The 17884-nt window shown below is 37.3% G+C and carries 14 protein-coding genes; 6 read left to right on the plus strand and 8 right to left on the minus strand.

The features are described from left to right. Positions 1-402: 402 nt before the first annotated feature. A complete protein-coding gene (locus tag ACSHWW_RS02170; protein WP_435680758.1) occupies positions 403-7080 on the plus strand; it encodes an MG2 domain-containing protein in 6678 nt (2225 codons plus the stop codon). Positions 7081-7756: 676 nt separating this feature from the next. On the opposite strand, the gene ACSHWW_RS02175 is transcribed toward ACSHWW_RS02170, so the two are convergent. The 8 genes from ACSHWW_RS02175 to pepE are packed head-to-tail and all read right to left on the minus strand — an operon-like array spanning position 7757 to position 12578. Then, entirely contained in the window at positions 7757-8404 is a 648-nt protein-coding gene (locus ACSHWW_RS02175) for a hypothetical protein (RefSeq protein WP_435680759.1), read from the minus strand. A gap of 10 nt (positions 8405-8414) precedes the next feature. Next, complete coding sequence (locus ACSHWW_RS02180; protein WP_435680760.1) at positions 8415-9059, minus strand: hypothetical protein; 645 nt, start codon at positions 9057-9059, stop codon at positions 8415-8417. A gap of 16 nt (positions 9060-9075) precedes the next feature. Next, positions 9076-9843, minus strand: a complete 768-nt coding sequence (locus ACSHWW_RS02185) for a M48 family metalloprotease (protein ID WP_435680761.1) — start codon at positions 9841-9843, stop codon at positions 9076-9078. A 57-nt stretch (positions 9844-9900) separates the two neighbouring features. Next, a complete protein-coding gene (locus ACSHWW_RS02190; protein WP_435680762.1) occupies positions 9901-10587 on the minus strand; it encodes a M15 family metallopeptidase in 687 nt (228 codons plus the stop codon). Then, positions 10584-11045, minus strand: coding sequence for a GNAT family N-acetyltransferase (locus tag ACSHWW_RS02195; protein ID WP_435680763.1), 462 nt, complete (start codon positions 11043-11045; stop codon positions 10584-10586). Before ACSHWW_RS02195 ends, ACSHWW_RS02190 begins: the two co-directional genes overlap by 4 nt. After that, positions 11023-11559 carry a GNAT family N-acetyltransferase gene (locus ACSHWW_RS02200; protein ID WP_435680764.1) on the minus strand — a complete coding sequence of 179 codons (537 nt, stop codon included), beginning with the start codon at positions 11557-11559 and terminating at the stop codon, positions 11023-11025. The genes ACSHWW_RS02195 and ACSHWW_RS02200 overlap by 23 nt, the downstream gene beginning before the upstream one ends. Continuing rightward, positions 11556-11840, minus strand: a complete 285-nt coding sequence (locus ACSHWW_RS02205) for a GNAT family N-acetyltransferase (protein ID WP_435680765.1) — start codon at positions 11838-11840, stop codon at positions 11556-11558. The genes ACSHWW_RS02200 and ACSHWW_RS02205 overlap by 4 nt, the downstream gene beginning before the upstream one ends. A gap of 24 nt (positions 11841-11864) precedes the next feature. Further along, positions 11865-12578, minus strand: coding sequence for a dipeptidase PepE (gene pepE, locus ACSHWW_RS02210; RefSeq protein WP_435680766.1), 714 nt, complete (start codon positions 12576-12578; stop codon positions 11865-11867). Positions 12579-12676: 98 nt separating this feature from the next. On the opposite strand from pepE, the gene ACSHWW_RS02215 reads away from it, so the two are divergent. The 5 genes from ACSHWW_RS02215 to ACSHWW_RS02235 all read left to right on the plus strand — a co-directional run bounded on the left by ACSHWW_RS02215 (position 12677) and on the right by ACSHWW_RS02235 (position 17815). Beyond that, positions 12677-13504 (plus strand): carboxypeptidase-like regulatory domain-containing protein, encoded by an 828-nt coding sequence (locus ACSHWW_RS02215; protein WP_435680767.1) that lies wholly within the window; start codon positions 12677-12679, stop codon positions 13502-13504. Continuing rightward, the gene (locus tag ACSHWW_RS02220) at positions 13497-14321 is read left to right on the plus strand and encodes a hypothetical protein (protein ID WP_435680768.1); all 825 of its coding nucleotides are present in this window, start codon (positions 13497-13499) and stop codon (positions 14319-14321) included. Before ACSHWW_RS02215 ends, ACSHWW_RS02220 begins: the two co-directional genes overlap by 8 nt. Positions 14322-14336: 15 nt before the next feature. Then, positions 14337-14873, plus strand: a complete 537-nt coding sequence (locus tag ACSHWW_RS02225) for a hypothetical protein (protein WP_435680769.1) — start codon at positions 14337-14339, stop codon at positions 14871-14873. Positions 14874-14905: 32 nt separating this feature from the next. After that, entirely contained in the window at positions 14906-15454 is a 549-nt protein-coding gene (locus ACSHWW_RS02230; protein WP_435680770.1) for a DUF6702 family protein, read from the plus strand. 63 nt (positions 15455-15517) lie between these two features. After that, a complete protein-coding gene (locus ACSHWW_RS02235; protein WP_435680771.1) occupies positions 15518-17815 on the plus strand; it encodes a M1 family metallopeptidase in 2298 nt (765 codons plus the stop codon). The last annotated feature ends 69 nt before the right edge of the window (positions 17816-17884 follow it).

The raw sequence follows: 17884 nt of genomic DNA on the forward strand, positions 1-17884 counted from the left end.
TTGAATCGGCAATTAATTTTTCACGCAGTGAAAAGAAAATCAGTAATAGGCAATTTTAAGTTTTCAAGCACCGCATTTCGAGAGCACTTCGACAAGCTCAGTGACTACTTTAATGCTCGAAATGGAACTATAAGCGAGGACTGAGGCTCTCGAAGTCCGCAATAGGAATATCGAATATTGATTAACGATTAACGATTAACGATTCTTCAATCAAATCAGCAATTAACTTTTCACGCAGTGAAAAGAAAATTAATAATCGGCAATTTGATACGTAAAAACCTTGCTCAAATATATAAAAGACTGCCTACTTTCAACGTTTCCCTCACCCAAAACACCATTTCCCTCAGTCTAATTTTATTATGGTATGAACTATGCTTAAATTTATAGAACATTAGAAAATTTATGAAACCTATTCTTCAACTTACTACTATACTATTGTTTTTTGCGATGCAACATGGCGCGGCTCAAAATTTCTATATCGACAAATGGCGCGAGGTAGAACAATTTGAACTTCAAGATAAGATAGAAGATGCCACAAAAGTGGTGGATGAGATTTATAAATATGCTCGACGTAAAAAGGACAAAGATCAGTATATCAAAGTCTTTCTTTTCAAGTCAAAATATCAATTAATAAACGAGGAAGAAGCGCAGTATAAAATCATTGCCGAATTAGATGAAATGATTCAGGAAGCAGATTTCCCTAATCGCAATATTTATAACGGAATAAGAGCAAAATTACTAGACGATTATGCACGTAATAATCAATGGCAAATAAGACAAAGAACTGCTGTAGATACTGATGATGTTGATTTTAAAACTTGGGATGCAAAACGTTTTTATAGTGAAGTGCATCAGAGTTATCAAGCGTCAATCGCGCAACCAGAAAAATTAGTAAAAGTGCCGCTAAGTGATTATAGTGCCATCATAGGACCTATGGCACCAGCACGCTTTTTAAGACCTACGCTGCTGGATATTTTATCACATCAAGCTCTTAACTTCTATAAAAGTGAATATTTCTACTTAACCAGTCCCAAAGAAGAGTTTACAATCACTAAAGAAAATGCTTTTCTCAACACTGCCGACGTATTAAAACTGAAACGTCCTGCTGGCGATACCATATTTTCTAAATATGATGTCATGCAGCAATATGCACAACTCGAGAAATTACATGCAGATTTAAAAAATGAGGCCGCTTACATTCATGTATTTACAGACAGGATGAATTATGCGCAAAATCGGCTAGGAACCAGACAGGTTTATGACGATTATGAAAATCAATTAAAAGATTTAATTTCTAAATATTCAAAAAGCCCAGCGGTTACTGAGGCTTATTATTACCTCGCTCAATATTATCAAGGTTTGAGCTCTCGTGGAGAAAAAGAAGAGCAATATACTCACCGTAAAAAAGCGATTGAAACAGCCGAAAAAGCAATCAAATTATATCCTAATTCCTATGGGACAGCGTTGTGCCAGCAATTATTAGCACAAATTCATCAGCCTAGTTTGAGTCTTCAAGTAGAGGACCTAATTATTCCAAATCGACCACATCGCGGCGTGGTGAATTATACTAATGTCAAGAAAGTTGATTTGTTCTATATCAAAGTTTCGATGGAGGAAAACTTGCGCGACTTACGTTTTGCAGATAGTTTGAATCAAGTATTCATAGATCAAGCAATAAAAGCTCAAAAGCTCGCTCATCAAGAGTCCATCAATTTACCTCAAGGTGATGATACTTTTAATCACACCTATGAGTATGCCGCACCTGCATTAGATAATGGTCGCTATGTCATTATAGCAAGAACTGGAAAAGGTGATGAAGTGAAATATGCACGTACTTTTATTACCATCACTAACCTTACTTTATTTAAAAAAGACAGTAGCAAAGGAACTGAACTATTAGTTAAAGATAGGACTACCGGTAAACCTGTGGAAGGAGCGGTTGCTCAAGTCACTTTTAATAAAAAATCACGGAATTTCAAAACAAATCGTGATGGCGTAGCGATATATAACATCAAAAGTATAAGAGGTCGTCAAGAAGTTATCATCAGTAAAAATGGAGATAGTTTATCCACAAGCTACTATGGTTATTATCGTGATAGAAATAATAGAACTATAGATGAAGAAGATATTGACGTAAAAACATTCACTTATTTAGATCGAGCCATTTATAGACCTGGACAAACGGTTTATTTTAAAGCGATTTTATTAAAGAAAAAGGGGAAACAATCCAGCGTAGTCGCAAATCAAATTCTCGAAGTCTATGCCGAAGATGTAAATGGCAATGAGATTTATAGAGCTGATTTAAAAACAAATGAATTCGGTAGTGTTAATGGTTCTTTTGAGATTCCTAAAGACGTGCTCACAGGTGAATTTACTTTATATATTGAGGAGTCAGAAAAGGAGACAGCTTTTACAGAATCTGTAGATAGTTGGGACGAAGGAGAAATAGAATTTAAAGTAGAAGAGTATAAACGACCTACTTTTGAGGTGGATTTTGATAAAATAACCGAGACTTATAAGTTAGGAGACAGCGTCACTTTTTCTGGTAACGCCAAAGCTTTTCTAGGAAGTAACATTACAAATGCCAAGGTCGCCTACAAAGTTCATAGAAGTTATAGGTATTCAAGATGGCGTAGCGGTTATTATGGGAATAATGATAAAGTTGTCCAACAAGGAGAAATCACAACTGATGAGAAAGGCGTTTTCAAAGTAAAATTCCTAGCCGAAAATGATACAGAAGCCGATCTCAAGTACAAGCCTATTTACAATTATAGAATTGAGGTAGATGTTACAGATTTAAATGGCGAGACTAGAAGTGGAAGTGCCACGATGAAAGTAGGGAAGAACTCGATTCAAATTAATTCTCAAATTCCGCATCGCTTTACAGTAAAACGAAATAGCTTTAAAGTAGGTGTTCAAAATCTAAATGGTCAGTTCGTGAACGGAAAACTCATTGTCGAGCTGCGCAAGAAACCACAAGCCGAGCATGTCATTATTTCATCGAGTTTACCACAAGCCGAGTTTCAAGAAATAGATAATAAAGAATATCGCAATACTTTTCCTAATGCCGAATTAAGAAAAGATGAAATAGAAACCGACTGGAAAAAAGCACCTATCATTTTCAGAAAAGAAATCACCACTGATTCGCTAACAACGATTGAAGTTCCTGTTACTAAAAACTGGGAAAACGGATCTTATTATATGTATGTACGAGCTGTAGAGCCAGAACAGAGTTTTGATAACGAAGATGATGTTGTGGATTCTAGAGAAGAAACAAGTCTCTGGGCAAATTTTGAACAACCATTACAACCGGAGCTTGTTTCTAGTCATAGTGAATACACTAAAGACGCAGCAATATTTCATGTTTACACTTCTATGAATGGAGTTTATGCCACCTTGACGGTGTGGACCAATCAATCAATGGTGGAAGAGAAACTCATCTTCCTTAAAAAAGGGAAAACCACTCTGTCATATCCTTGGAGTCAAGTAAATGGTAAAGAAATTAGCATGCAATTACAGGTGCAAAAGGAAAACAGCTTCCAGCAAACCAATCTCACGACCGTTGAAAAAACAATTCCACCAGCGGTTGCATATCAAATAAAAACAGAAAGCTTTAGAAATAAACTACAGCCTGGAGCTGAAGAAACATGGTCATTTACTATAAAAGACGACAACAAAGTCCCTATGCAAGCTGAGATATTAGCAAGTATGTATGATAAGAGCTTAGATGAGTTTGCGACGGCAGGTTGGAATAGACCAGAAATAAAAAATTATCAAGTTACATTCAATCCATCATTTTTCAACACTGTTACTCGAAATGGTTTGAAAAGAATTTACTTTTCTTTTCCTTATGTAGATAGTTATTTCACAATTACGACTGCTTATCCAGATATCAATTTACATGGCCTTAATTTTTCAAATCCGATAAGAGGTTTTAAAAATTACAAATCAGAGATAGAAGTTAAATTACAACAGCTTAATCCAATTGAAAACATGGTGGTAGGTAAGGTTGTTGATAATAATGGTAATGTTTTATATGGAGTAACTGTCGCCGTTGAAGGTAAAAGTCATAAATCATTTTCTGATTATTCTGGAAACTTTGTAATTAAGGCTAAACAAGGTGAGGTTCTAACGTTCAAGGCTTTTGGTTTGAAGACCATTAAAACTTCAGTTAATAAGAAGGCATTTATTACGGCAATCTTGACGTACTCAGGAAATCAGTTCTATACAGAAAATATAGAGGACTATCATAATATAATTTCTTTGGATTCACCAGACTACGGAATAGAGCAATTCAGTAATGATGGTAGGCTTGATGCAAACCTTGAAACCGCAATGATAGCGGATAATGAAGAATCTAAGTATGGAATAGTTAGTTGGTCTCCTAGTGACAGTCTTAACGCTGGTTTTGTCAATACTCTCCAAGGTCAAGTGGCTGGATTAAATGTTTTTGCAAATACGGGACAACCTGGTGCAAATGCTTTAATTCAGTTGCGAGGTGTTAATTCTATAAATGGTAATACAGAACCACTAATCGTAGTTGACGGAGTTCCTATAAGTGAAGATGATTTTAAATCGTTAGATCCTAATAGCATTTTCCAAACAGCCATACTTAAAGATGCTGCTGCAACTTCTATTTATGGAAATCGTGGAGCAAATGGAGTGATTATCATTTCTACTAAAGAAGGCGTTACTGCAAATGATATCGTACTACGAGAAATGAATTTGAATAACGTTCAGGCCCGTAAAAACCTTAAAGAAACCGCTTTCTTCTTACCAGAACTGCGCACAGATCAAGAAGGTAATCTTAAATTCTCCTTTACATCTCCTGAGGCATTGACCCAATGGAAACTGAGATTGCTGGCGCATGATAAAAAAGGAAAAACAGCTCAACTGGAACAACTAGTCGTGACTCAAAAAGAACTCAACGTTATTCCTAACGCGCCACGTTTTTTGAGAGAAACAGATACCATTCGTTTCTCTTCTAAAATTGCAAACTTGTCTGATGCCGCGATGGATGGAACAGCACGTTTACAACTCTTTGACGCGATGACCATGAAGTCTATAGATGCTGAGCTGGGCAATGTCAACAACAACAGAGATTTCACGATAGAAAAAGGTGGTAACACATCTGTAAACTGGACGTTTAGAATTCCGCTGGGAACGCAAGCGGTGACGTATCGCGTGGTGGCAGCTGCAGGAAACTTTTCTGATGGTGAGGAAAACACCTTGCCGGTACTTTCTAATCGCATGCTGGTAAATGAATCGAGAGCGCTTTGGGTACGTGCTGGTGAAACTCAAACTGCTATTATGGACAACTTGCTCGAGAGCGATTCTGGTACGATGGCACATCATCAAATGGTGTTTGAGTATACCTCAAATCCATCGTGGTATGCGATAAAATCTTTGCCTTATCTCATGGAATATGAACATGAGTGTGCAGAGCAAACTTTCTCAAGATATTATGCCAACTCTATGGCGCACCATATCCTGACCAGTAATCCTAAGGTGAAAACAGTTTTTGACAGTTGGGCGCAAAATGGCACAAACGTGAGCGCACTCGAGAAAAATGAGGAATTAAAAACCGTGATGTTATCGCACACGCCATGGTTGCGCGACGCTCAGACTGAAGCTCAAAAACAGCAACGTCTCGCCACGTTGTTTGATCTAGCAAGAACAGCCAAAGAGAAGAAAGAAACACTCGCAAAACTCGAGCGACTGCAAACAGATTCTGGTGGTTTCCCATGGTTCAAAGGTGGATATACAAATGAATACATCACGCGCCACATCGCCGCTGGATTGGGTCACATGAAACAGCTAGGTGTGAAAAACGAGGATACGCCACAAACGGATCGTATTTATAAAAACGCTATTGAGGCACTGGATGCAGCATGGAAAAAAAGATTCAATCGCTATCTAGAAAACCATAAAACGCTCCAAGATTATGGTTATGGAAACGCTTATTGGCATTATCAATATGCGAGAAGTTTTGAAATCTCTAAGTCTGGAAAAGATGATGAATTGTTGCAGGATGCTGTTGATTACGCTTTCGCGAAAGCGGAATCCCAATACTCCACACTACCTTTATATACTAAGTTGCTCATGGCCGTCACACTGCACCGCAATGGAAAAACCAAACTAGCCAGCACCATCATGGAAGGATTGAAACAAACTGCCGTGAAAAGTGATGAAAATGGAATGTACTGGAAGGAAAATAAAAACAGCTGGTACTGGTACAGCAGCGACATAGAAACACAAGCGCTGGCGATAGAAGCATTTCAAGAAATTTCAAACGACTTGAAAAGCGTGGAAGAACTCAAAATATGGTTGCTTAAAAATAAAAGAACAAACCAGTGGAAATCCACAAAAGCCACTGCCGATGCGACGTATGCATTGCTTTTACAAGGTGGAAAATGGCTCGATGTTCAAGAAAACAACAAGATCACTTGGGGAAACAAACCGTTACCTGAGCAGAAGATGAAAGCTGCAGAGAAAGAAGCCGGAACTGGTTATTTTAAAATCACCATGAATGCGGCTGAGGTTTATAAAGAACTGGCTACCGTAACTGTAAAGAATAAAAGCGATGTGACTGGTTATGGAGCGCTGTACTGGCAGTATTTTGAAGACCTCGACAAAATTGTGGTTGATGATGATCTACCATTATCAGTCAGGAAACAGCTGTATAAAAAAACAATGACCGATAGTGGTGAAAAACTAGAAGAAATCACTTCCACCGCACCGTTAAAAATAGGTGATTTAATCACGGTACGTTTGATCATTAAAACAAATGCCGATATGGATTTTGTCCATTTAAAAGACATGCGTGCCAGCGGTTTTGAGCCAGTAGACGTCATCTCAAAATATAAATGGCAAGACGGATTGGGTTATTATCAAAGCACCAAAGATGTCGCGACGCACTTTTTCTTTGACCAAATGAATAAAGGAACGTACGTTTTTGAATATGATGTAAGAGCAAACAACGCTGGGCAATTCTCTAACGGTATCACACAATTAGAATGCATGTATGCTCCAGAATTCTCAAGTCACAGTGAAGGAATAAGAGTTAGAATTGAAGAATAGTTTTTATACTGTTTGTTTTTGAAACACGGTATTTAGATAACCTCAATGCTCAAATTAGAGTTTGCAACGAGGACTGAGGCTCTCGAAGTCCGCATTAAGAATATCGAATATCGAATATTGATTAACGATTAACGATTTGAGATTAACGATTCTTCAATTAAATCGGTAATTATTTTTCACGCAGTGAAAAGAAAATCAGCAATAGGCAATTTTAAGTTTTCAAACACCGCATTTCGAGAGCACTTCGAAAAGCTTGGTGACCACCGAAATATTTGATATGGAATAGTATGCGAGGACTGAGGCACTCGAAGTCCGCATTAAGAATATCGAATATCGAATATTGATTAACGATTAACGATTTGAGATTAACGATTCTTCAATTAAATCGGCAATTAATTTTTCACGGAGTGAAAAGAAAATCAGAAATAGGCAATTTTGAGTTTTCAACCACCGCATTTCGAGAACACTTCGACAAGCTCAGTGACCACCTCAATGCTCAAATTAGAGTTTGCAACGAGGACTGAGGCTCTCGAAGTCCGCATTAAGAATATCGAATATCAAATATTGATTAACGATTAACGATTTGAGATTAACGATTCTTGAATTAAATCGGTAATTAATTTTTCACGTAGTGAAGAAAAATCAGCAATAGGGAATCTCCTAGCTTACAACCACTTTAAACTACATCACTATCCACTCGCATAGGCTCAGTGGTGATAGGACTCATGGTAGGATAGTAGTTGCGCTTGTAGTGATCGCGCTCGTCTTCACCTAGTTTTTTGATGATTTGGTTACCTAAGTTTTTAGTCACCAGAATTTCTTCTTGATTTGGGAAGTGAGGAAATTTTACTTTCCAGCCCAGTATTTTTTTGGCTTTACGTTTGACATATTGTTGAGGTGTGAATTGCTCATGATAAGCATGGATAAATTCATGTCCTAATAAGGACGCACTGGAAATTCTTCCTGTATTCTCTTTGGACCACGGTTTTCTCAAATCCTTGCGGAACATCGCACCGTCGTTATCAAAAAAAGTAATCGTGTCTGTGGAAGGACTATAAGAATTCTTTTCTCCATCTCTTATGGTAATGCTCTTGCCATGTCGGGTTATGAATTCCTCCAGAATATTGACAATGCTTCCATCTTCAAATTCTAGTTCTAGCGCTTGAGTTTCATAAAGAAAATCTAAGGTTTTCATGCAGTTGTTATAAAACAGAGTTGCTGTGGTATCTGGTTCACGGTTTTCATAATAATGATAAGGAGATGTGTTCCATTTCTTTCCATCATTCCATAAAATCTTAATATTACTTTCTAGCATGAAGCTCATAATTTCTGTTTTATTGATGTTTTTCTTGACTATATATATTCTGAAAATCTTCCATTTCTTGGTAGCTCGGATTATAAAGCTCTTTGACGATGTGATTAATAGATTCTTTACTGCATTGATTTTTCCTTAAAAAGCCAGTATTATAAAAAATTAATTCACTAGACATTTTTTCAAACAACTGCTCTCTACGATTGGTTTTATAGATATTATTTCCAATATCATAAAAATTCATAAAAAAAGATTTTGCGCTCCACCATCCCATAAATAAAGAATATATAATATCGTTCTTCGTGGTTTTTTTGCTGCAACTAGAGCAGACGATATAGTTTTTATCACTTTTTGTGTAAGCTATGAATAAGCCAGTTCTTCTAGAGCTTGAGTGACCGGTCAGTCGTTCTAGGTCTTGTTTACAACAAGGGCATTTTAAGTATTTTATTACCCGTTGAATTTCTTCCTTTTCTCTGGATGAGAAAAAGTTCCTTTCTAGATTAATATGTTCCAAGTAAGTTGCGCTTAATTCTCGCTTTACTATTTGTTCCTTAAGAACTATTATCGCAGGTTCAGTTAAGGCCTTGACATCGCTGTTTATGAGTTTGATTATCTGATCGTCGTCAAAATTCTCATAGTTTTCTCTTAACTCTTCAATGGTGAACATTAATGCAGGAATGAAATTATCGACCGTATTTACGGATCGCTTCTTTAATACGTTCTACGCGATTCTCTGGATCTGGATGCGAACTTTGAAACTCTGGTGCGCGGTTAGGTCCAGCGGCATTTTTAAGAATCTCCATCACGCCTATCATTTCATAGGGATCGTATCCAGCATCGATCATCATTTTAACGCCTAGATCATCACTTTGTAACTCGTCATCGCGACCGTATTTCATAGTAATCATTTGTGCTATGGATGCTGCAGCTTGTCCGCCACCATCAGTTCCTACACTTACTCCAGTAATCACACCTTGAGCAAGTCCTTGCTGACTCATGCGCTCTGCACTGTGTCTTGCAATCACGTGTCCTATTTCATGTCCCATAACTCCAGCGAGCTGATCTTCATTTTCCAGCTGACTGTACAATGCTGCGGTAATAAAACACTGTCCGCCAGGTAATGCAAATGCGTTTATGGTTCTATCGTCGGCCAGTAAATGGAAATCGTATTGATAATCTGTATTTCTACCTATACTGCTGTTTACCAGTTTTCTACCTACACGGTCGAGTTGCGCTTGCGCATTTTGATCTGGATGTAAACCACCGTACTCTGCAATCATGCTAGGTGCGGCACTTAATCCCATTGCTATTTCTTGATCGGTCGTTAAATCTACATATTGAGTTTCTCCTGTGAACTGATTATCCTCAGCACTGGAGCAATATTTAAGCACAGCAAATGCTACTATCGCAAGTCCTATAAATAATCTGATTTTTCCTGATCCGCCTCTCATGATAATTGGTTTTAATTCTCGTGTCTAAATTATGTAAAAATAATCGGTTCCATTTTATTATTTCAGACTTGGATTCACACCTTGTATATGCTCTGTGTAATAACGCAGTAATCGTGCGTCACTTATTTGATCCATCCCCATAATGTTTTGAGACCTTAGAAATTCAAGGAAATCGGTTTCTGGAAGGTATTCTTGAAGCAGCTTTCGCGAAAGCGGTGCATAGCTATAATGCCACGGTTCATACTTAAATCCTGTGCGATTCTCATTGAGTGTATAGACGAGTTCAAAGCCGTAAGAACTGGCATTTATTTCCATCCAGTCCTTCATTTTGCAGAAAGGTCCGTTACCGTGAAACTTGTTAGGAACTAGCACATCGCCGCTGTAAGTTGCACTCTGATCGATGATGTCCATGTCTGTGCCCCAATGGTGTCTGCTCGTTCCTGGAACTGTAGAATATTCAACGATTTTATCAAAAATAGCATCAGGAGTTAAGCCTTGAGCTTCGTACTTTTTATATTTTCTATTCCAGATCTGGCGCTGTCTGGTAAAACTGCGGTAACCAGAAACGATTTTTAAATCAATCCCATCTTTAAGAGCTGCTGCACGCATGGTGTTAAAAGCATCTTGAGCGCTGGTGTTTAAAAGGTTTTTAGGATTATCGGTCTGACCGGTGAGTTCTTGAGAACTGATCTGTCCATAAGCAAGAGTTGAAAATAAAAGGATACAGCTTAATATGATTTTCATAACGATTTAAACATTTTGTAATGGGTTCCTATAGGTTCAATTTCAAACGGCGTGCCTACTTTTTTATAACCTAACTTTTCATAAAATGGAACGGCAAGAATACGTGCATTAAACCACAAGGTAGTAACTTCTTTTTCTTGAAGAAAATGCTCTGCATGGTTTAATAATTTTTTACCGAGTTGTTTTCCTTGCAATTCTTTAAGAACTGCCATACCTCTCAATTGGTAAATGGAATCTTTTTTTTCACTTTCTATGAACGTGATTCCTGAATCTTGATTCCTTAAAAAAGTAGCGACAGCAACGACTTCATTATTTAAAAACAGGCCAAAATGAAAGGTCGTTTCTAAATCATCACCGTTAAAATAGCAATCGGCAAGAGGTCTGCCGGCACGTAATACTGGATGACGTACTGGATAAGTTTCTATTCCAGAAATTCTATGTATTGATAAATTCTTCATGGGTGATTTGATAACAACGTGCAGGATATCTTCCATCCCATAGAAATCGATGATCTATTTTCATGCCTAGTTTTTGAGCCACGCGTTGCGAACTTACGTTGAGTTCATGAACATGAGCAATCACTTGGGTTAATTTATGATCTTCAAAGGCATGTTGTAGTGCTCGACGAGTTGATTCTGTTGCATAACCATTTCCCCAGTATTTTTTCATGAGTCGATAACCGGTATCGACTGTGTTTTCTTTCTCGTGATATTTAAGTCCAGTCCAGCCTAGAAAAGCTTGATCTTCTTTGCGCACCACGGCAAGTCTTCCCATATTATATTTTTGATACTGACTTTCAGGGTTTTCAATATAATTTATGGCAAATAGTCGAGCTGCTTCAATATTCTCAAAAGGGAAATCACCCGTGTAACGCATCACTTCTTCATCACTATTGAGTTCATATAGAAATGGTGCATCACTTTCTTGAAAAGGTCTCAAGAGCAATCGTTCTGTTTCAAATATTAGTTTCATACACGAGTATCACTCCACTCAGGATGTCTATCAAAAACGACCTCAGCAAATGGACATAGCGGATTGATTTTTAGGTGCTCCGCTTTCGCGAAAGCGTAACTCGCTTCAATCAATTTACCACCTAATCCATTTCCTTCCATACTAGGATTTACCTCAGTATGGTCTATGGTCATGATGCTGTTCTCGAGTGTGTAAGTCAACTCTGCAATCGTCTCATTTTCTTTTTTCATGTAGAAAATGCCGCGTTTGTCGTTTTGGTTATGATGAATAGGGAAGTCCATATTTTTCTTTTTAAAATTATACTTTTATACTAATTGAGCAAAATCGTAGCCACTTTCTACTTCAATAGGCGATTGATTTTGAAGAAAGACTCTAGCTGTGTGCGCTCCATGTAAGATTTCTTTCTTGTCTTGAACTCTTATGTAGCTGCCTTCTCTTAGTCCTATGACTGGAATGTTATTATATATGTGAAACTCTTTAATGCGCTGCTCGCGAGTTTCTCCCATATGAGTAGAGCCATTTACAGGATCTAAGTAATGTGGATTTATATTATAACCCAGCGCTCCAGTAGTCTTGAAGCTGGCAGGTTGTACCACAGGCATATCGTTAGTGGTGCGCATGTTAAGACCGCAAATGTTACTTCCAGCACTGGTTCCTATATAAAATGTGCCATTAAAAATTGCTTTGCGCAACGGTTGCATAAGTTCTAGGTTATGCAACGTTTTAACGAGTTGGAATGTATTGCCGCCACCTGTGAAAATTGCTTGTGCGTTCATGAGAGCATCGGCTTTGTTTTCAATGGTGTGAATTCCTGTAACTTTTATTTTGTGATCAAGTAAAGCGTGGTGTACTTTTTGTGTATAATCATCATGAGAAATACCGGCAGGACGTGCAAACGGAATGAAGAGTAACTCTGTGATGTTTTCTTGCTTAAAAACAGCGATCAAATCATCGAGTAGATATTCAAGGTAACCACTGCCATGAATGGTTGAGGTACTAGCGACGATCATGTTTCTCATAAGAATGCTTTTGAACAAAGGTATTTAACAATTATTTGGATAATGTTATCGTTATGCAAAAAGCAATTTGGTTTAAATTGCTAACTATATATAAAGCTATGAAATATTTAACCTACATATTTCTTTTTCTAGGTGTGATTTGTACCGCACAAAAAGAACGTATACAGATCAAAGGAATTATAAATACAGATTTAAGCACACCTTTAACTGGAATAACCATTTTTAATGGGAATTCTCTAGAAGGAACTGTTACTAACGATAAAGGTTTTTTCTACATAGACGCGATGGAAGGTGATGAGCTTTCTTTTAAAGCGATCCAGTTTGAAACTTTTTCTCTAAAAGTGTCAAATCAAGTCATTGAAGACAAGAAAATTGAATTAAGTCTCAACGCAGACGTGAAAGATCTTGAGGTAGTAAATGTAAATGCTACGAGTTTTATGATTCCCGTAAAACGAGTAGAAACGGTTGACGCAGGATTAGGTGCCGTTGCTCCAGAAAATATTAAAACTGCTGGTGTGGACCGTATGGAATACACATTTTCAGATAAGGTGCGTAAAGGTGAAGAGTATGCCGTACGATCTGAAGCTTTCAAGCAAACTGGATTGCGATATAGTATGGTGGGATTTTCAAATTATGTAAACACAGCGAGTATTGCTGAACGTCTCGATTCAAAAAACGTTAATAAGGATGATTCTATACCTAGCGAGAAAAACCCGTTAGTATTGCTTAAAAATAAATACAGCAAAGATTATCTAATCGAGTACCTCAAGATAGATGAAAAAGATTTTATCGAGTATGGATATTTTGTAGAAGATCATGGATTGACCTTAGAGTTAGTTCAGTCAGAGAATGAACTTGAACTTTTAGAATTCTTATCTCAAAAAGCAACAGCATTTAAAAAACGTAAAAACAAAACTAATGAATAAGCTATTATTTTTATTCTTAACCTTAATTCCTGTACTGAGTTTTGCTCAACAAGATCGTGTGCAAATTTCTGGTTATATACAGAATGAACTGGATGAACCCGTAGAAGGAATTACTATTTTTAATGAAGGAAGTTACGAGACTACAGTAACTACTTCTACAGGAAGTTATAGAATAGATGTAAAAGCTGGTGATAAGATTGTCTTCAAATCTGCGATTCATGAGCCTGTGACGCTAGTAGTTACTGAGAGAACTATAAAAGAAAGAGTAGTTACCATTACACTAGGTGAAGGAATAAATGTGCTGGATCAAGTTGTTCTTGAAGGTGACCAGAATGTATACCTCAATCTTAAAAAACTTGAAATGGCAGACACGCGACTTGAAAAAATATCAGGTCAGAATATGTGGACTCCAGCCATAGATCGCACAGAAAACACACTTTCAGACATGGTGCGCCAGCCAGAGGATTATGCGATACGTCATGAAGCGATGATGCAATCTCAACCACGATATAATATGTTCAATCTGGTAGGTCTGCTTGCTGCTGTAGTTTTAAATGTGGCGTTGAATGCGTTGGATTTTGATTTTGGAGGAGCAAACACGGTAGAACAGCGATTTGACGTAGCAGTGTTAAAAAATCAGTTTGATGCAGATTATTTAGTGGAGTTTTTAGAAATAGATAAAGAGAATCTTTACGACTTCATTTACTTTGCGACAGATAAAGGATTGAATCAAGAAATGATGACTGAGGAAAATGAAATAGTATTACTTCAATTCCTATCTGATACTGCCGAAGAGTACAAAAAAAGAAAGCAATAATTAAATTATATAATGATGAAAAAGTTAATAACCTTGTTAGTTATGGCAACTGCCCTAATTCTAGCAACATCCTGTGATAGCGATGATGACTTGCCTACAGGTCCTGTGATCCAAGTGAATACATTTTGCTATGGTGATCAAACGACTAATTTTGAAACTGTTGGAGCATTTAGAGGTGAAACACTTCAAGTAAGTGCCGACGCTATAAGGACAGCCGTGACGATTTATGGTGATGGAGTGTCGCTTAATGCAATGGATGAACTAGAAGGCGCTGGCGTATTAATGCAACTTAATTTTTATGGAAATTCTACCGCAGGTTTTCAAACAGGTTTATATGAAATTACAGACCTAGAAGAGTCTGCAAATGTAGCTGTAGGATATGATCTAAATTATGATGCGGCAAATATGTTCAGTTCATTTTTATCGCTCGACAGCGGTTATGTAAGAGTAGAAACTTACCAGACTGGATATGCCATCACCATAGATGGTACTGATGCAAACGGTGATGAATTCCATGGTGTCTATTTAGGAAATGTAACTCTGCTTCCTTAAAATTTGCATCTCAAGTCTTTAAAAATATTCTTATGAAGAACTCTTTAATGTTCATTTTCCTATCGCTAGTTGTGATGTTGCATTGCGGTGCGATTGATAATGTTGATGATTCACGCTTCCGCGAAAGCGTAACAATTACAGCTCACAAGTATTATCTATCTGTATCTAATGTGAAATACAGTGAGAAGGCTGCTGCATTACAAATCACAAGTCGTTTTTTTATAGATGATCTAGAAGATGTCTTATCTGCTCGAGCAGATGAGGAAATAATTCTAACTAATGAAGGAAGTTTAGATAAATATAAAGGGTTAATAGCCAGTTATTTTCAAAGCAGACTACGTACTAAAGTGGATGGAGAATTAATTAAAAACAACTACTTAGGAGCTGAGGTAGAAAATGACCAGCTCGTACTGTATATAGAGGTTCCTGTTTCTCAAGAACCTACTGAAATCGAAATGAGATTTACAGCGCTCATGGAGCTGTTTGAAGAACAGAAAAACATGGTGCATTTTAAAATTAAAGGGCAACGCAAAACCCTAATAACAGATGAAAGTAGAAAAATAGACTCTGTGAAGTTTTAGTTAAAAAGCTTATCAATGGTCTATTATTCTTATTTTAGCAACTCTTAAAACTAAATCAAAAAAATGAAAGCTTTTAAACTATTGTTCGTCAGTATGTTAATGGTGTCTTTTGTTGGATTTGCTCAAGAAGCAGAGGAAAACGAAGAGCCTAAGGCAGAAGAACACTACAACATCAACAAATTCCGTCAGTTATATCAGGAATTTTCAACTCCTAATCAGTATCGTAGCGCTAGTGGTGCTCCAGGTCCTAAGTACTATCAGCAACGTGCAGATTATGAAATGGATATCGTATTAGATGATGCTAATCATCACATTAATGGGTACGAAACTATTACTTATACTAATAATTCTCCAGACGTACTTGATTACTTATGGGTACAGTTAGATCAAAATATGCGTGCAAAAGATTCTAAAACTCCTTTAATTGAAGGTGGTGGCGTTTCTCCATTCATGCGACCAGAAGGATTTGCAGGTGAGTACTTAAAAGAACCTTTTGACGGTGGTTTTAATATTACTAAAGTGCTGGATTCTAAAGGAAATCCTTTAGCGCACATGATTAATCAAACTATGATGAGAGTTGAGATGCCTAAACCTCTTGCTCCTGGAAAGAAATTTGAATTTGATATTGAATGGAATTATAACATTAATAACCATGTAGAAGGTAGAGGTCGTAGTGGATATGAAGAGTTTCCTGATGGCCATAGAGCATATGTAATTGCTCAATTCTATCCACGTATGTGTGTGTATAACGATGTTGAAGGATGGCAAAATAGCCAGTTCTGGAGTCGTGATGAGTTTGCGCTTCCATTTGGTTCATTTGAAGTTAACATTACAGTTCCTGAAGATCACTGGTTAGATGGAACAGGTAAATTAACTAACCGCAAGGACGTTTACAGTAAAGAGGAAATGAGAAGATATGAAATGGCGCAACGTACTTTTGACGAGCCAGTAGTAATACGTACTCAACAAGAGGCTGAAAAACTAGCGATGATGCCAGGTGCAACTAAGATGAAAACTTGGAAGCTAAAGGCAGATTATGTTCGTGACTTTGGATGGACATCTTCACGTCGTTACGTGGCAGATGCTATGGCCGTTAAAGTAGGAGGAAAAGATATCATGGCGGTATCAATTTATCCACCAGAAGGTAATCCACTATGGGAACAATGGTCTACTAAAGCTGTTGCTCAAACATTAAAGTCTTATTCAAGAATGACGTTTGACTATCCTTACCACAAAGCAATCTCAGTTCATGCAAAGAATCAAGGAATGGAATATCCTATGATATGCTGGAACTATGGACGTCCAGATGCTGATGGTAACTATACTGATCGTGTGAAATTTGGAATGATATCAGTGATTATACATGAAGTAGGACATAACTATTTCCCTATGATTGTGAATAGTGATGAGCGCCAGTGGACATGGATGGATGAAGGTTTAAATACATTTGTTCAATATGTAGCTGAGCAAGATATGGGAGAAAATTATCCAGCTTCTATTGAAGGATTAGATGCTTATCCATCACGCCGTGGACCAGCAGCTGCTATAGTTCCTTATATGGCAGGTGATCAACGCTATATCGCGCCTATCATGAGTAAAGGGTTGAATACTTTTAATTTTGGGGCAAATGCTTACAGCAAGCCAGGAACGGCTTTAAATATATTGCGTGAAACAGTAATGGGACGTGAATTATTTGATTATTCTTTCCGTACTTATTCTCAAAGATGGATGTTTAAACACCCAACTCCTGAAGATTTCTTCCGTACTATGGAAGACGCAAGTGCTATGGATCTAGACTGGTTCTGGAGAGGTTGGTTCTATACAACTCAATATAACGACATGGGAATTAAGTCTGTAGATAAGTTCTATGTTTCTAGTGAGAAAAATCAAGAGATGAAAGATCTTATGGAAGAGAGAAATATTCCTGAAGATAGAATTCCGCCACTTGTTTATATGGTTAAGGAAGGAAGCTCTGACTACAAAGATGAAATGAAAGGTAAAGCTCCTAGTGAAGTTGTAGGTGAACTGAATGACTATTTGATGGATAACTTTACTGCTGCTCAAAGAGCGACAATGAAAGAACCTAAGTTTTTCTACCAGATTACTGTTGAAAAGCCAGGTGGATTAGTAATGCCTATCATTATTGAGTACACTTATGCTGACGGTACTACTGAGACAGTAACTCATCCTGCAGAAATCTGGAGATTGAATGATGACGAAGTAAGTCTTGGCAAAGCAACTCAAAAGGAAATAGTAGGTATCGTAATAGATCCTAAACTAGAAACTGCAGATATTGATGTGTCAAACAATTCATGGCCACAAGAACCTAAAGTGGACAAGTTTGAAGAACTGAAAAGGTAAAAAATTTCAAATCATAATTTTTAAAAAACCAGATTCACAATGAATCTGGTTTTTTGTTGTTATACCTTT

Source organism: Nonlabens sp. (genome assembly GCF_051251825.1).
In the GTDB taxonomy this organism is placed as follows: domain Bacteria; phylum Bacteroidota; class Bacteroidia; order Flavobacteriales; family Flavobacteriaceae; genus Nonlabens.

Excerpts from the sequence above, each read along its gene's own strand:
- ACSHWW_RS02200 (WP_435680764.1), bottom strand. The coding sequence starts at position 11,559 with ATGAAACTAATATTTGAAACAGAACGATTGCTCTTGAGACCTTTTCAA.
- ACSHWW_RS02180 (WP_435680760.1), bottom strand. The coding sequence starts at position 9,059 with ATGTTCACCATTGAAGAGTTAAGAGAAAACTATGAGAATTTTGACGAC.
- ACSHWW_RS02230 (WP_435680770.1), top strand. The coding sequence starts at position 14,906 with ATGAAGAACTCTTTAATGTTCATTTTCCTATCGCTAGTTGTGATGTTG.
- ACSHWW_RS02190 (WP_435680762.1), bottom strand. The coding sequence starts at position 10,587 with ATGAAAATCATATTAAGCTGTATCCTTTTATTTTCAACTCTTGCTTAT.
- ACSHWW_RS02215 (WP_435680767.1), top strand. The coding sequence starts at position 12,677 with ATGAAATATTTAACCTACATATTTCTTTTTCTAGGTGTGATTTGTACC.
- ACSHWW_RS02225 (WP_435680769.1), top strand. The coding sequence starts at position 14,337 with ATGAAAAAGTTAATAACCTTGTTAGTTATGGCAACTGCCCTAATTCTA.
- ACSHWW_RS02220 (WP_435680768.1), top strand. The coding sequence starts at position 13,497 with ATGAATAAGCTATTATTTTTATTCTTAACCTTAATTCCTGTACTGAGT.
- ACSHWW_RS02235 (WP_435680771.1), top strand. The coding sequence starts at position 15,518 with ATGAAAGCTTTTAAACTATTGTTCGTCAGTATGTTAATGGTGTCTTTT.
- ACSHWW_RS02175 (WP_435680759.1), bottom strand. The coding sequence starts at position 8,404 with ATGAGCTTCATGCTAGAAAGTAATATTAAGATTTTATGGAATGATGGA.
- ACSHWW_RS02170 (WP_435680758.1), top strand. The coding sequence starts at position 403 with ATGAAACCTATTCTTCAACTTACTACTATACTATTGTTTTTTGCGATG.
- ACSHWW_RS02205 (WP_435680765.1), bottom strand. The coding sequence starts at position 11,840 with ATGGACTTCCCTATTCATCATAACCAAAACGACAAACGCGGCATTTTC.
- ACSHWW_RS02195 (WP_435680763.1), bottom strand. The coding sequence starts at position 11,045 with ATGAAGAATTTATCAATACATAGAATTTCTGGAATAGAAACTTATCCA.
- pepE (WP_435680766.1), bottom strand. The coding sequence starts at position 12,578 with ATGAGAAACATGATCGTCGCTAGTACCTCAACCATTCATGGCAGTGGT.
- ACSHWW_RS02185 (WP_435680761.1), bottom strand. The coding sequence starts at position 9,843 with ATGAGAGGCGGATCAGGAAAAATCAGATTATTTATAGGACTTGCGATA.